At 58.5% G+C, this 15,549-nt stretch carries 9 protein-coding genes; 7 read left to right on the forward strand and 2 right to left on the reverse strand.

The annotated features are described in order from the left end of the window. Window positions 1-12: 12 nt before the first annotated feature. From I2E69_RS05170 to I2E69_RS05200, 7 genes are all read left to right on the forward strand, one after another. Window positions 13-1,011, forward strand: coding sequence for a metallophosphoesterase family protein (locus I2E69_RS05170; protein WP_195459434.1), 999 nt, complete (start codon window positions 13-15; stop codon window positions 1,009-1,011). A 7-nt stretch (window positions 1,012-1,018) separates the two neighbouring features. Continuing rightward, the gene (locus tag I2E69_RS05175; RefSeq protein ID WP_195459437.1) at window positions 1,019-1,840 is read left to right on the forward strand and encodes an ROK family protein; all 822 of its coding nucleotides are present in this window, start codon (window positions 1,019-1,021) and stop codon (window positions 1,838-1,840) included. A gap of 10 nt (window positions 1,841-1,850) precedes the next feature. Beyond that, window positions 1,851-3,476: a beta-N-acetylhexosaminidase gene (locus I2E69_RS05180; protein WP_195459441.1), complete on the forward strand. Its 1,626-nt coding sequence runs from the start codon at window positions 1,851-1,853 to the stop codon at window positions 3,474-3,476. 334 nt (window positions 3,477-3,810) lie between these two features. After that, entirely contained in the window at window positions 3,811-7,017 is a 3,207-nt protein-coding gene (locus tag I2E69_RS05185; protein WP_195459444.1) for a SusC/RagA family TonB-linked outer membrane protein, read from the forward strand. Between the two features lie 21 nt (window positions 7,018-7,038). Then, window positions 7,039-8,676, forward strand: a complete 1,638-nt coding sequence (locus I2E69_RS05190; RefSeq protein ID WP_195459447.1) for a RagB/SusD family nutrient uptake outer membrane protein — start codon at window positions 7,039-7,041, stop codon at window positions 8,674-8,676. 24 nt (window positions 8,677-8,700) lie between these two features. Then, window positions 8,701-9,528, forward strand: coding sequence for an endonuclease/exonuclease/phosphatase family protein (locus tag I2E69_RS05195; RefSeq protein WP_195459450.1), 828 nt, complete (start codon window positions 8,701-8,703; stop codon window positions 9,526-9,528). Window positions 9,529-9,557: 29 nt separating this feature from the next. Then, a complete protein-coding gene (locus I2E69_RS05200) occupies window positions 9,558-10,400 on the forward strand; it encodes a hypothetical protein (RefSeq protein ID WP_195459453.1) in 843 nt (280 codons plus the stop codon). 159 nt (window positions 10,401-10,559) lie between these two features. On the opposite strand, the gene I2E69_RS05205 is transcribed toward I2E69_RS05200, so the two are convergent. Together I2E69_RS05205 and I2E69_RS05210 are read right to left on the reverse strand one after the other, a co-directional pair. Next, window positions 10,560-12,758 (reverse strand): alpha-galactosidase, encoded by a 2,199-nt coding sequence (locus I2E69_RS05205; RefSeq protein ID WP_195459456.1) that lies wholly within the window; start codon window positions 12,756-12,758, stop codon window positions 10,560-10,562. 92 nt (window positions 12,759-12,850) lie between these two features. Next, window positions 12,851-15,496 carry a hypothetical protein gene (locus I2E69_RS05210; protein ID WP_229095394.1) on the reverse strand — a complete coding sequence of 882 codons (2,646 nt, stop codon included), beginning with the start codon at window positions 15,494-15,496 and terminating at the stop codon, window positions 12,851-12,853. Between the last annotated feature and the right edge of the window lie 53 nt (window positions 15,497-15,549).

Below are 15,549 nucleotides of genomic sequence, written 5' to 3' on the forward strand. Positions count from 1 at the left end.
CTCTTGCTGCTTATGAAAAAGATACTGGCTTTGCTGTGCGCCGCTGCCTTGTGGAGTGCGTCGCCGGCTCAGACCCCGGTCCTGCGGTTCGACGGGGAGGGGAAACTCAAAATCGCGCAGTTCACCGACGTGCATCTCGACCTGGGAACGGAAGCGCGGCGCGCCGAGGCGGAGAAAACCCTCGCTCAGATGCGCTATATTCTCGATACGGAACGCCCCGACGTGGTGATCTTTACGGGCGACGTGGTGACGGGGAGTCCGGCTGCCGAGGCGTGGAAACGCGTGCTCGCCCCCGTGGCGGAGCGCAAACTGCCGTTCTGTGTCGTCCTCGGCAATCACGACGCGGAGCAGGACCTGACGCGCGGGCAGATCGCGGCCATCGTGACATCGTTTCCGCAGTCGCTCAATACGCTCGGTGCTAACCGCGAGCTGGCCGATGCGGTGCTTGAGGTAAACGGTGCAAACGGAACGGCCGCACTGCTTTACTGCATGGATTCGCACGACTATTCCCCGATTAAGGAGTTGGACGGCTATGCGTGGTTCACCCACGAACAGGTCGGCTGGTTCCGGGCGCGGAGCGCGGCCTATACGGCGGCGAACGGCGGTAAGCCGCTGCCTGCGCTGGCTTTCTTCCACATTGCGCTGCCCGAATACGTGGCTGCGTGGCGCAATCCCGCCAATACGCATATCGGCCGCGCCGCCGAGGACGAATGTCCCGGGGAATTGAACACCGGCATGTTCGCGGCGATGCGTGAATCGGGCGACGTGATGGGCATATTCGTGGGACACGACCACGACATCGACTACATCGTGGCGGAGAAGGGTATCGCGTTGGGTTACGGCCGGTTTTCGGGCGACAATACGACCTACAACAACCTGCGGCCGGGGGTACGCCTGCTGGTGCTTCGGGCCGGGGAACGGAGTTTCGAAAGTTGGATTCACGAGCGCGACGGGCGCATCGTGGACCACGTGGAGTTCCGGGACGGAGAGATACGGAAAATCGAAAAATAACGCTGAAATGAGAATTGGTGTAGACCTGGGCGGCACGAACGTGCGCGTGGGACTGGTGGACGAGGGACGGATCGTCCGGCTGCTTTCCGAACCCTGTAAGGCCGACCGTCCGGAAGAGGAGGTCGTGGAACACATCGTATCGCTCATTGCGTCGCTCATCACGCCCGAGGTGTCGCGTATCGGTATCGGTGTGCCGTCGGTGGTCGATGCGCAGCGGGGGATCGTCTACAATGTGGTCGGGATTCCGTCGTGGCGCGAGGTACACCTCAAGGACCGGCTCGAACGGCGTTTCGGCGTGCCGGTCCATGTGGACAACGATTGCAACTGCTTTGCGCTGGGCGTATGCCGGTTCGGCGAAGCGAGCGGTTACCGCAGTGTCGTGTGCGTGGCGCTCGGAACAGGCGTCGGGGCAGGTGTGGTGATCGACGGGCGGCTTCATGCCGGGCACAACACAGGGGCCGGGGAGATCGGGAGCATCCCCTATCTCGACCGCGATTACGAATACTATTGCAGCAGCCGGTTCTTCGTGGGCCGCGGTACGACCGGCAAGGAGGCCGCCGACCGCGCCCGGGAGGGCGACGCCGGGGCACTTGCCCTGTGGAACGAGTTCGGGGGCCATATCGGGCGGCTGGTCATGATGATCCTTTACGCGTACGATCCCGAAGTGATCGTTTTCGGTGGCAGCATCGCGCAGGCGTTCGATTTTTACAAGGACGCGATGTACGAAACGCTCCGGGAGTTTCCTTACGAAAAAACCGTCGAGCGGCTCCATATCTGTTGTTCGACCATTGAAAACGGCGGCCTGCTCGGAGCTTCGGCCTGCGAATAATAGGATGTCGATGAAAAAACTGATCCCGATTTTTGTCTCGTGTGCGCTCCTTTGCGGCTGCGGCAGGCGGATTCCGACCGACGGCGAAATAGCCGTCGTACCCTGTCCCGAATCGGTCGTAGCCGGGCCGGGCGTGTTCGTGCTGAAGGCTTCGACGCGCGTGAGGGTGCTTGCCGACGGCATGGCCGATGCGCTGCAGGCGCTCGACGAGGCGCTGACGCCTGTTTTCGGGCAGGCGTTGGCCGTGGAAACTGCGGCAGAGGCGTGTCCGGGGACGGTGAATATCGCCTGCGATCCCGCAATGCCCGCCGAGGCCTACCGCCTTGCGGTGACCCCGGAGCGAATCGACATCACGGGCGGAAGCGTCCACGGGGCGTTCTATGCCGTACAGACGCTTCGCCAGTTGATTCCCCTGGAGGCCTATACGGCCGGGGACGTGCGGGCGGTCGAAATCCCGGCGGTGGAGATCGCGGACAAGCCCTGCCTGGCTTACCGGGGCGCGATGCTCGATGCGGCCCGTCATTTCTTTACGGTCGACGAGGTCAAAACGATGATCGACATCCTGGCGCTGCACAAGATGAACGTTTTCCACTGGCATCTGACCGACGATCAGGGGTGGCGCATCGAGATTAAAAAATATCCGAGACTGACCGGGATCGGTTCGGTGCGCAGGCGCACGCTGATCGGCAAGGACCCCGGGGGCGAGTACGATGCGTCGTGCCGCTACGACGAAACCCCGCACGGAGGTTATTATACGCAGGATGAAATCCGGGATGTGGTGGCCTATGCCGCGGCTCGGTCGGTGACGGTGATTCCCGAAATCGAATTTCCGGGGCATGCGGTGGCTGCGTTGGCCTCCTATCCGTGGCTGGGCTGCACGGGCGAGCAGTACGAGGTGCGCCAGACGTGGGACATCGACGACCGCGTGTTTTGCATCGGCCGGGAGTCTACGTTCGAATTCATCGAAGGGGTCCTGGACGAAGTCGTGGAACTGTTCCCTTCGGAGTATATCCACATCGGGGGCGACGAATGTCCGACGGTGATGTGGGAGCGGTGTCCGGCGTGCCGGGCCCGGATGAAGGCCGAGGGGCTGAAACGTCCCCGGCAGTTGCAGAACTACGCCACGGCGCGCGTGGAGAAATTTCTCAATGCACACGGGCGCCGGCTGATCGGCTGGGATGAAATTCTCGAAGGCGATGTCACGGCGACGGCGACCATTATGTCGTGGCGCGGGACCGAAGGAGGCGTGCGGGCTGCCCGGCAGGGAAACCAGGTGATCATGTCGCCTGCGGAATATTGTTATTTCGACTACTACCAGTCGGAGGACTGCGAGGCCGAACCGCTTGCCTGGGGAGGGTATGTCTCCGTCGAAAAAGCCTATGCGCTTGACCCCTATGCCGGGCTGACGCCCGCGCAGCGGAGCTGTGTCCTGGGCGTGCAGGCCAACCTCTGGACGGAGTATATTCCGACCTTTTCGCAGGCCGAATACATGTTGCTGCCGCGCCTGAGCGCGCTCGCAGAAACGGGATGGAGCCTCGATCGCAAGGATTATCCGGATTATGTGCGTCGCGTGCGGCGTCTGGCAGGACTTTACGACGTTTGCGGGTATGATTACGCCCGCCATATTTTCAGGTAGAAATCTTTTGAAATACCGCTGGCAGCGCCGGGACCCCGAAGTCCGTGCGCTGGCTCCGTATTGCGTCCGAATCTCGTTCCTGTGACAATTTCGGGTCGTTTCCGTGACTTCCCGGACCTTCGGGAAGCCTTGTGCGAATTATGCGTAATGTGAGGATTCAAATACGCAAATAACACCCATTCAGGACGGTGCGGTGCGTAATTTTGAATAATGAAAAACGGGTGGTTATAAATATATGGTAAAATCGGGCCGAGTTTTTAAAATACTTTAAAATATATTTCCCGATAATACCGAATTATTCCACTCTAAAATTATTTCACTTAACCTAAACTCTATGAAAATGAATTTGACTTCTTCGGAGAAGGATCGGGGCATGGCCCGTTTTCTTCTGATGAGTTTGCTGTGCTGCTTACTCATTTTCCCGGCGTGGGCGCAGGAACGGGTCTCGGTCTCGGGACGCGTGACGGGCTCCTCCAAAGAGCCGCTCGTAGGCGCCTCGGTCATAGAAAAAGGTACGACCAACGGCGTGACAACCGATGCCGAGGGCCGCTACCAGATTTCTGTGAAAGGCACTGCCACCCTCGATTTCTCCTATGTAGGCTGCAAGCCGCAGAGCCTGGCCGTGATGAACCGCACCCAGATCGATGTCGTCCTGGAGGACGACGCGATGATGATCGGTGAGGTTGTGGCCATCGGTTACGGTTCGCAGCGCAAGGAAGATCTTTCGATGGCCGTGACGACAGTCAAGCTGGACGACGTGGCGAAGAGCCGTGCCGGCGACCTGGCGACCATCCTCCAGGGCCGCATGCCGGGTGTTACGATCCAGCAGTCGGGCGACCCGATGAAAAAGGCGTCGTACTCGATCCGCGGACGCGGTTCGAAAGGCAATGACCAGGGTTCGGACCGCGGCAACGACGGCCCGACATCGGGCGACGGCGTGCTGTTCGTCGTGGACGGAGTGCCCAACGCACCTTTTATGACCGACGACATCGAGACGGTGACGATTCTCAAGGATGCCGCTTCGGCCGCTATCTACGGTGCTTCGGTAGGTTCGAGCGGCGTTGTGCTGATTACGACGAAGCGGGCCAAGAGCGGCCAGGTTCGCGTGGATGTCAACGTTTCGTACGGCGTCGAGAAGATTTCGAGCCTTCCCAGTCTGCTGAATGCCGAGGAGTTCAACATGGTATGGAAGAAGGCCGTCGATAACAACCCGGGCGGCAAGGCGCTTCCTTCGGCGATGAATCCCGAGCTTTTCCCGTTCGGCAACGTGACCCGCACGAACTGGCTGGACGAGATTTTCCGGACGGGATCGAAACAGCACTATGCAGCCTCTATTTCGGGAGGCAGCGACAAGATCCAGTCGGTACTGTCGCTCTCCTACGACAAGACCAAGGGAGTGCTGCTCAACACGTACAGCGAGAGTTTCGGCGGCAAGTTGCAGACGGATTTCACGCTGACCAAATGGCTCAAACTCTCGGAGCGCGTTTCGTTCAGCGCCTCGAACGGCCAGGGCGACGTGGACACCGGCCACCAGGGCCCGATCATGGGCGCCATGTGGTATCCAAGGTTCGCCCCCGTCTATGAGATGAACGAGGACGGAAGCTATGCACTCGACGAGAAGGGCAACCGGTATTTCGGAGGAACCACGCCCAAATGGGCCGGCGTATCCGGAACCCCCAATATTTACAACCCGGTGGCCTATCTCGAACGGCTCCACCGCAAGTATCCGGAGAACAAAATCTTCTCGACCACGTCGCTGGAAATCAAGCCTATCTCGTCGCTTACCATCCGTTCTGAATTTACGGCCGACCTGCGTACGAAAGAGGAGGACGAGTTCTATCCCGTCATGAAGGAGGCCGGTCTGATGCGTACGAAGAGCAACCGCGAGCAGTTCTTCTACCGCGACCGCCACTGGCTCTCGGAGACGACCGTAAGCTGGGCCGAGCTCTTCGGCAAGCACCATATCAGCGCCATGGCCGGTTTCACCGCCGATTCCAAGAAAACGCACCGCCGCAGCATCTTCTCGAAGGACTATCCCGAAGATAAGGACGATCTGCTGTGGGACGACGCCAACGACTGGACGATCAAACCCCAGGAGCGCAAGTACGACTATACGATGTATTCCGTTCTGGCCCGTGTGGGTTATTCGTTCGACGACCGTTATTTCCTCGTAGGCAGCATCCGCCGCGACGCTTCGTCGAAACTCCCGATATCGAAGCCTTACGACTGGTTCCCGTCGGTTTCCGGTTCGTGGAAACTCTCTTCGGAAAAATTCTTCCAAAACGCCGGCCTCGACAAGGTCTTCGACCTGGTGAAGTTCCGCGCAGGCTGGGGTAAAGTGGGTAACGTCGAGCTGTACAAGAACAATGTCGCTACGGCGGAACTGCTGACCTACGACTGGCCCGGCATCTTCGGCCAGGGCCTCAACCAGACGATCACCGGGACCTATCTCTCGACGATTCCGAACCTCAATGCCCGTTGGGAGACGACCGAGCAGACCAGCGCCGGACTCGATATGGAGTTGTTCAACAATTCGCTTTCGGTCAGCGTCGATTATTACCACAAGGTCACGAAGGACCTGATCGACGTGATTCCGACCCCCGAGCAGATCGGTGTGCACGACGCTCCCTACGGCAACATGGGTAACGTGCTGAACCGGGGATGGGAGTTCTCGGTCAACTACAACGGAACGGCCGCCCACGGCAAACTCAATTACAACGTGTGGGGTATATTCTCGACGAACAAGGGTTACGTGCGTGAATACGGTATCCGCAAGGGTGCGGTCCAGCACAAGAATCCCAATCTGAACAGTACGCCGTTGCTCTATTCGGACAAGGGAAATCCCTGGTATTCGTTCCAGGTATACCGTACGGCCGGCATTTTCCGCTCGCAGGACGAGATCGACAAGTATATCTACAAGAATCCCGAGACCGGTGAGGCCAAACTCCTGATGCCCGATGCGAAGGTGGGCGACCTGATCTTCGTGGACACCAATAACGACGGCGTGATCAACGATGCCGACCAGGTGCTGTCCGGGTCTTATGCCCCGAAGAATACCTTCTCGTTCGGAGCTTCGCTCAACTGGAAGGGTTTCGATTTCAACTTCATGTTCCAGGGCGTGACCGGCAACAAGATTTACAACGGCACGAAGCAGCTCTCGATGAATGCCCGCGACGACTACGGCAACCTGAGCACCGAAGTGCTCGACACCTGGGATTTCAACCCCGAGCACAGCAAGTATCCCCGCCTGGGCCTTACGCAGGACAGCAACGGCAACTACACCAAGTTCTCCGATATTTTCCTGGAGAAGGGCGACTACCTGCGCCTGAAGAACGTTACGCTGGGTTATACGCTTCCCAAGTCCGTCGGCCGCGCCATCGGGCTGCAGAGCACCTCGATCCGTCTGTATGTAAGTGTCGACAACGCATTTACGATCACCGGTTATGACGGTATCGACCCCGAGGTGGGCAACTACGGTATCGACAGCGGTGTCTATCCGGTATCCCGTTTCTACAACTTCGGTGTAAACATCAACTTCTAACCAATGTATAACTACACAGATATGAAAAGGATATTATCAACGATCAGCATATTTGCCTGCGGACTTCTTTTATTGGGATGCACCGATTTTCTCGATGTCAAGAAGTACCACGAGGCAAAAACATGGGAGACGGAGGATGACATCACCAAGGCCATTGCCGCCCTCTACTCCTTTACTTCGAATAACTCGGAGGGCGTCACCGGACGCGGTATCGCGTGGTTCGAGTGTTGCAGCGACAATGTGACCGTGGGCCGTCCCCAGGCCGAGGCCGAGCAGATCCGCAATTTCCAGATGAGCCCGAGCAACGGACGCGACGTGAAAACCACCTGGAAAGAGATGTACGAGACCAACGCCAAGGCTAACAACCTCATCAAGGTCGTTCCGACGATGAGCCAGTTGAGTCCCGCCTTCAAGACGAAAGCTACCGGCATCGCCTATTTCTTCCGCGGACTGGCTATGCTCTGGATCGCTCCCTATTACGGCGACGGCGGCATCAACGGCGGCATTCCGATTATCCTCGATACGACCGAACCCGCTGCGATGGACTCGCCGCGCCCCGCTTCGGTGGTGATGAACTACGAACAGATCATCAAGGATATGCGTGAGGCCGGCGAACGTCTGCCGCTCTTCTCCGAACTGCCCGCCGAGCAGTACGGTTATCCGCACAAGGCTGCGGCATGGGCTTTTGCCGCCCGTGCGGCCCTCTATGCCGCCCAGTACGACGCTTCGTATTACGATGTCGTGATCGAGATGTGCGACAAAGTGATGGCGCTTTCGGGCAAGGACAAGCGCGAACTTTTCGACGACGGAACCCCCAACGCTTTCGCCAACCTCTGGCGCAAGGAGCAGAACTTCGGCAGCGAATATCTCTTCTCGCTGCTGGGAAGCTCGGTCGATGGTCCGAAATACCACGGCATGCTGTTCCAGAACGGCGGTTGGAAGCTCTATAACACGTGGGGTTACTTCCAGCCGACCCTCGGCCTGTGGGAGGCGTTCGAATCGGGCGACATCCGCCGCGACGCCACGATCCTCTATCCCGGACAGCATGTCAAGTTCGTGGGCCAGGATGTCATCTTCGGCGGTTACGGACTCAAGAACGGCAGCTCTTTCAACTACGACATTTCCTCCGATACGGGCCTTACCTGCCGTAAGTTCCTGTCGCCGTGGGAAGGGGCGGACTGCATCGGAAAAGAGGTAAACAGCAACGGCGACAATGCCAGCAATACGCTCGGGACCTGCCTGATCCGCTTTGCCGATGTCCTGCTGATGAAGGCCGAGGCCCTGATCTGGAAAAACGGCGAAGGAGATGCCGAGGCCAAGGCGCTGCTCAACCGCATCCGCAAGCGCGCACGCCTCCCGGAGAACAGCCCTGCGACGAAAGCCGAGCTGAAGAACCAGCGCCGCTGCGAGCTCGCCTTCGAGTTCATGCCTGCGCGCCACCTCGATATGGTTCGCTGGGGCGATGCGAAGACCGAATATGCAAAACCTACCCGCCGTGCCAATTCGCATTGGGACGCCGCGACGCAGACGGTCGTGATCGATGCCCCGTCGAACTACGACAACGGCCGTACGTTCAACCCCGAAATCAACCAGGTTTTCCCGATTCCGGTCACCGCATTCAACGGTTCGGTGAACCTCGTGCAGAACAAAGGCTATTAATAACCACTAATACCATAAGCAGCTATGAAACTGTTGAAAAATATCGTCCGTGCGGGCGCCTTGTGCGGCCTGTTCCTTTCGGCCGCGACGGCGAGCGCCCAGAAGGTCCAGCTCAAGGTGATGGATTGGAACGTGCTCTCGTTCGAAATGACCGACAAATCCAACCAGATCACCTTCGACATCGACCAGTATGTCACCCTGATCAAGGCTCAGGACCCGGATGTCCTCTGCCTGAACGAACTCGAAAGCGGAACCAGCCGCATGGGTAAGGAGAAGCTGGTGGAACTGGCCACGCGCCTGGACATGTTTCCTTATTACATCATGTCCTATCCGAAGGACGTAGGGTATTATGGAAACGGCATCCTGTCGAAATATCCCATTATCGCTACGGGGTCGAAACTGATCTCCTACAAACACTACCTGGGCGAAGGAAACTATCAGTTCAATAACGACGCCTATACCAGAACGTACGGCGCCGACCAGCGCAGCGTGGGCTATGCCGATATCCTGGTTCCGACATCGGACTCCGAGGGGCAGGTCGTGCGTATCGTCTGCTCGCACCTCGACCACCAGATCAATTCCTCCGGAAAGATCAGGCAGGCACAGGAGGTGGCCGACTTCATCGGCCTGAACGAACCGGCCTATCCGACGGTGCTGATGGGCGACATGAATGTGGGCAGCGCTTCCAGTATTCCCGCCATCTCCGAACCGGGAGACCTGATTTACTCGTCGTGGGTGGATTTTATTTTCACCTATCCGAAAAATGCGTGGACGAAAATCAGCGGGAATTCCGTCAGTTGCGGCAAACTCTCCGACCACGATCCGATCATCGGTGTTATTTCGCTTAAATAACCGCTTGTTGAACTCTCAAAGACGAAAAAATGAAAAGTGTGAAAAAATATCTCGCTGCCGTCCTCGCCCTGGCTCTTGCGGCTCCGGTATTCACCGGATGCACCGAGGACGACTCTTATTCGCTGGAATCGGTCAGCGCAAGTCCTTCGGACAAGTTCAACGCCAAAATTCAGGTGGTGAGCCGTTTGACCGACGCCCCGCTGGTTACGGGCGATGCAGACTATACGGCGATCAACAATTACATGGTCAACACGCTCAAGGGACAGGAGGGGGCGTGGCTCACGATTCTCGACCGGACGGACAATGTCGACCTGACGAAAGTGATGACGGTTTCGCTCAACGCTTACCGCTGGACGGCGTTTGCATTCAACCGGCTGAAGAACAGGACTACCTACGAAGGCAGTATGCTCTTCTTCAACCAGCCGTCGCGGCTGGTGAAGTCGGAGGCCTGCGGCAAGGGCTGTTACATCACGGGTATGTCGCCCAAGATGGAGGGAACCCGCACGGACAAGGATGAAAGCGGAAACGTCACCGGAACGGTCGATGTTTCGTTCAATATCGAGTTCCGCACGGCGCGTTTCGACACGGCGGACCAGGTTGCGGCTTTCGGCGGCGAAAACGGGGTGATGAACAAACTCAAGCGCGAGAAGATGAACATGCTGATGATCGGAACCGTGAAGAACGAACTGTTTTCGGGTCTTCAGTCGACCGTGGCGTCGACCGACGCGACCTTCCATGCGCACAATCTGGCGCAAGGAAGCGGTTACACCCTGTTCATGATCAGCGAAGAGCGTTTCTGGGCTCCTACGGGCGTTACGAGCGACAATCTGGCAAACGGGATTACGGCCTACACCGTGAACCTGATGTGGTAGAGTTGGGTTTTTATTTCAGAGGAGGGGAAGACGTGCCGGCGACGGCGCGTCTTCTTTTTTTGCAGCCGTCTGCTGTCTGTTTCCGGCGGCGGGCGCCGGGATGATAAACGGGGAGGCTTCGAAAGAAGCCTCCCCGTTTTTATCGCATTGCAACCGGGATTATTCCGCCGTGAGCAGGAATACGCAACTGTCGTAAATCTTCGGCATTGCGGGGTTGATGCCGGCATTCGCAAGCATTTCGCCGCTGAGGGTCTTGCCGTCGAACCAACTGCGGGGTTTGTCGACGTTGAGTTCGCGAACGGTGTAACCCGTCTTGGGGTCGAGGCCCTGCAGGCGGAATTTCGGGATCAGCGAACGGCCCTGGTATTGCAGGCTGTAAGTGAACAGGACGGCCTGCTTTTTATCTTTAGAGACATACATCAGGCCGTAGCAGCCGTTCTTGTCGTAGGGCGTGCCGATGCGGTAGAGGTCGCCCTGCATGACGATGTCGCGGTACTCCTTGTAGCTGGCGATGGCCCGGCGGGCGAACTGCCGCTCCTGGTCGGTCATCTGTTTGGGCTGGAGTTCCATGCCGAGGCGTCCGGCGCAGGCCATGTCGAAGCGGAATTTGATGGGCGTGATGTTGCCCGTCTGGTGGTTGGGCGTCGCCGAGACGTGCGAACCCATGACGATAGCCGGGTAGAAGAGGCTCGTGCCGTACTGGATGCGGGCGCGCGAAAGCGCCTCGGTGTTGTCGCTTGTCCACACTTCGTCGAAATATTTCAGGGCGCCGTACTCCACACGGCCGCCGCCCGAGGCGCAGGCCTGGATCAGTACGTCGGGATATTTGGCGCGGATGCGTTCCATCACCTTGTAGAAGCCCTGGGCGTAGTCGATCCAGAAATGCGACTGTTCGTCGGCGGGGAGGTAGGCCGAACCCATGTTGTTGGCGTTGCGGTTGGCGTCCCACTTGATGTAGTCGATTTTGTCCGAGAGTTTCATCGTGTTGTCGAATACCTCGAATACGAAATCCTGTACTTTGGGGTTCGAAAGGTCGAGCAGCCACTGGTTGCGGGTCTGCGGGGCCTCGCGCTTCGGCGGACGGACGATCCAGTCGGGGTGTTTCTCGGCCAGTTCGCTCTTGGGGTTGACCATCTCGGGTTCGATCCAGATGCCGAATTTCAGTCCCTTCGAATGGGCGTAGGAGGCGATGTGGTCGATGCCTTCGGGCAGTTTCGCGGCATTCACCTGCCAGTCGCCCAGTCCGGCGCCGGAGTCGTTACGCGGGTATTTATTGCCGAACCAGCCGTCGTCGAGGACGAACATTTCCAGGCCCATCGAGGCTGCGTCGTCAATCATGTCTTTGAGAACCTTGGCGTCGAATTTGAAATAGGCGCCCTCCCAACTGTTGAGCAGCGTTGGAACAACCTCGTGGCCGCGGTAAACGCCGTAGTTGCGGGCCCAGTCGTGGAAGTTGCGCGAGGCGCCGCCTGCGCCGCAGAACGAGTGGGTGTAGATCATTTCGGGGGTGGTGAACGATGCGCCCGGACGGAGTTTGTAGGCCGAAGAGTTGGGATTCGCACCGGCGAGGATGGTCAGCGCGTCGAATTCGTCGACCTCGAAGTTGAGGCGGAAATTGCCGCTCCAGGCCAGCGCTCCGCCGATGACCTCGCCGCAGTTCTCGCTGAACGTGTCGCTGCCCAGCGTGAGCAGGAAGGCGGGATTCTCGGTGTGGGTAGTGCGTACTTCACGCGTCGACTCGATGCTTTTCGAACCGTGGGTCAGCACCGTGTGGTCGACCTGTGCCTCGCGGGCCCAGGCTCCGTAGAGGTGGGTCAGGAGGTATTTGTCGGCTTTCAGGGGCAGCGACGAGGAGTAGAAGCTGTGTAGCGTTACAGGTCCTTTTTCGCGGTTGCGGATCACAGCGTGCGTCGAGATGACGTTCTCTTTGGCATAGGCCGTGAAAACCAGTTCCACGTCGAGCGCCTGGCAGCAGTCTGTCATTTTCACGACGGTCTCCGTCACGTTTTTGTCGGAGAGTTGTTTCGAGGTGTGCGATACGTAGCGCAGTTCGGTGTTCATATCGCCATTGGCATGGGTGATGCGCAGGGCGGGTTCGCGGAAATTGCGGCCTCCTTGTGCCGAGTAGGCCAGGTCTTCGGTTCCGTGGTCGCCGCGGCGGCTGCTCTTGTAGGCGGCGAGCGGCGCCGTGTCGTCGATGCGTCCGCCGAAGTGGCGGAAATATACTTCACCTCCGGGGGTGGCGGTGAGCACCATCGATACGTTGTCGGTGCTGATGTCGATGACCTGCGGCGGCGCGGCGGCCGATACGGTGTTCGCGGCGAAAGCGGCGATCAGGGGAATCAGTAGTTTTTTCATCGTGTTTTTAGTGGTTTCTGGCCCAAAGATACGAAAATCTGCGAAACTATATGAAATGATCCGAAATAACAACGGAATTCCGTGAGTTGCGATCAGAACGTATAGGCGATGCGCAGGTAGCCGTAACGGCCCAGGTAGGAGGTCGAAGAGGTGACGATGTAGTCGGTATCGAAACTGGTGGTGGCGTAGTCGGGACGGTTGAGGATGTCGATGACGCCGATCGAACAGCCCAGTCGGTTTTCCTTGCCGAATTTACGCCCGGCGGAGGCGTTGAGGATCACGTTATGGCGCGTGAGCGAATGCGAACGACTGTTGCAGTAGAACTCGTAGAGCGTACCGACCGAGCCGAAATATTTGCCGAACCGCAGGTCGACGCGGGCGTTGACCTGTTCGCGCAACTCCTGCGAGGTCTCTTTCTGCGTGGTGTAGGAACTCATCGAGGTGTTGGAACGGACGGAGAATTTGACCTTGGTCGAAAAGCCCGAGTCGAACCCGAAACCGATGCGGAGCGAATGCCGGAGCGAATGGAAGAGGTCGTCGCCGGTGAAGTAGGGCGTCTGGTTGAATCCGTAGTTCACCGAGACGTTTACGGTCGACCGCAGCGGGTTGACCTGCTGCGAGTAGGAGACCGTACCTCCGATGTTGTAGCAGCCTCCGACATTGTCCTGCGTGGAGAGTTGCGCTCCTTTCTGCGCCGTGTAATCGTACTGGGGCAGGTAGGTGTCTTCGAGGAAGAGCGTGCGCCGCGAGGCGATGTAGTTGACGGTGTAACTGCCGTTGAGCCGCACGCTGAAATTGAGGGCTTTCTTGACATCGGTGAACTGGAATCCCGTCGTTGCCGAAAGGTTGTTCTGCAATTTGAGGTCGGGATTTCCGGCTTGCAGTGCAAGGGGATTGGTGGCGTCGAGCGTCGAGCGCAGCGATTCGAGCGGAATCATCTGCGGATAGGAGCTGAGGTTGAACGAAAACCGCCGCCGGGACTTGCCGACCGAGAGGGAGACCCAGGGGCTCACCTCGAAGAACAGCCGCGGGAAACGCGCTTCTTCCGGGAACCGTTCGCTGCGGGCGATGTCGTAGACCGTGCCGGTCAGTCCGGCCGTCATCCAGAAATCCTCGTTCCGGTATTGAAGGTTGGCCTGCAGGTTATGCGTGTAGGTGTCGTTCGTATAGTTGTAGGAATTGACAGTGTCGATGACACCCCGCGGATCGCTGAGGAAATCGACTGCCAGTTGTTTCGACCGGTCGTAGTCGCGGCTGAAGTTATAGGATGCGCCGAACGAACCCTTCTTTCCCAGTTTGTAGCGGTAGCCCACATTGGCGCCGATCGAATAGCTGCGGCTGTCGCCGTCGTTGCGCAGTTTGACCTGCAGGCCGGGTGTCGAGGCCGTCGTGTCGATACGCCATCCGTCGCGGTTGCCGGTGTTGTACCGGCCCGAGATGCTGAATGTCAGCGTCGAACGCTCGGAGATCCGTGTCTGGTAATAGAGGGAGAGATTGAGCCGGATGTCCCGTTTGTCGGAATTGCTGTTGAGGTCGGTCCGGGTTTGTTCGTCGTCGATCTGCTGTTTCATGCGGTTGTGTCCTGCCGACGAGCCGTCGTCGATCGAGAAGGAGGTTGAGGCGCCGAGCACATTCTTTTTCCGCTGGATGCTGGTGAAATTCGCGACTTCGGTCGAAAGCGACTTCGAGAGCGATTCGCTGACGCTCTCCTCGTTGCGCAGGGCGTAGGCTTCGGTCGGGAAATATTCGGTTTGCGAGCGGTTGATGCTGCTCTGGCGGCTGCGGCCGAACCGGACGGTGGTCATGACGTTGGTCGAGTCGCCCCGGCGGAGGGTGTACTCCGCACGGGCGTCGGTCTGTTTGGTGGGGGTGGTTTTCGAGTTGTACGAGGCGGTCTCCCCCTGCTGATTGCTGTCCTTCGAATTGGAGGCTTCGAGACGCAGGTTGCCCTTCTCGCTGTTGCGGTAGAAAGTCCCGGCCTCGGAGTGGCGGATTTCATGCCGCCCCGAGTAGTCCTTTTCGAGGCTCGCTCCGAGCGAGGCTTCCAGGTTGCCGCCCTGGATGAACCCGCGCTTCGACTTGGTCTCGACATCCATCACCTTCTCCTTTTCGGCGGTGTTGTCGCCCATGCGTTTTGCCGTGGGGCTCAGGTCTTCGTAGACCCGCACGCTCTTGACATCCGAAGCTTCGAGGTCGGTGAGGACATAGGACGTTTGGGTCCCGAAGAGGTTTTTGCCGTCGATGAGCACCCGTTTGACCTCCTGTCCTTCGGCGTAAATCTTGTTGTCCTTGATTTCGACTCCCGGCAACTGTTTCAGCAGTTCCGCGAAACGGTCGTCGGCCATGGTTTTGAAGGCCCCGGCGTTGTAGACCGTCGTGTCGCCCCGGAAAACCATGGCGACCTGCTGCCCGACGACCACGACCTGGGCGATCGATTGCTCGTCGAACTCCATTTTGACATCGATACTGCCCCGGAACTCGTTCTTGCCGTAGCGCCGTTTGAAGGGCTTGTAGCCGACGTAAGAGACTTCCAGATCGACCGAATCGCGGAAAATACGGTCGCAGTGGTAGGTGGCCAGGATGCGGTAGAAATCCTCTTTGGTGGTTGTGCCCCGCAGCGTATCGCTCCTGCTGATGATCGAGACCGTAGCGCCGATCAGCGGGTCCCGCGTCTGTTTGTCCTGCACGATAATGGTCGTGCGTGCCGACCTGCCGCCCAGGACTTGTGCGTAAACCATGCGGGATTGGGGTGCACCGCTTCGTGCCGGATGCGCGGAGGGCATGCCGACAA

This window comes from Alistipes sp. D31t1_170403_E11 (assembly GCF_015553985.1).
In the GTDB taxonomy this organism is placed as follows: Bacteria; Bacteroidota; Bacteroidia; order Bacteroidales; family Rikenellaceae; genus Alistipes; species Alistipes montrealensis.

Bases quoted from the DNA above. Each gene is read 5' to 3' on its own strand.
- I2E69_RS05170 (WP_195459434.1), top strand. From the start codon at position 13: ATGAAAAAGATACTGGCTTTGCTGTGCGCCGCTGCCTTGTGGAGTGCG.
- I2E69_RS05175 (WP_195459437.1), top strand. From the start codon at position 1,019: ATGAGAATTGGTGTAGACCTGGGCGGCACGAACGTGCGCGTGGGACTG.
- I2E69_RS05180 (WP_195459441.1), top strand. From the start codon at position 1,851: ATGAAAAAACTGATCCCGATTTTTGTCTCGTGTGCGCTCCTTTGCGGC.
- I2E69_RS05185 (WP_195459444.1), top strand. From the start codon at position 3,811: ATGAAAATGAATTTGACTTCTTCGGAGAAGGATCGGGGCATGGCCCGT.
- I2E69_RS05190 (WP_195459447.1), top strand. From the start codon at position 7,039: ATGAAAAGGATATTATCAACGATCAGCATATTTGCCTGCGGACTTCTT.
- I2E69_RS05195 (WP_195459450.1), top strand. From the start codon at position 8,701: ATGAAACTGTTGAAAAATATCGTCCGTGCGGGCGCCTTGTGCGGCCTG.
- I2E69_RS05200 (WP_195459453.1), top strand. From the start codon at position 9,558: ATGAAAAGTGTGAAAAAATATCTCGCTGCCGTCCTCGCCCTGGCTCTT.
- I2E69_RS05205 (WP_195459456.1), bottom strand. From the start codon at position 12,758: ATGAAAAAACTACTGATTCCCCTGATCGCCGCTTTCGCCGCGAACACC.
- I2E69_RS05210 (WP_229095394.1), bottom strand. From the start codon at position 15,496: ATGGTTTACGCACAAGTCCTGGGCGGCAGGTCGGCACGCACGACCATT.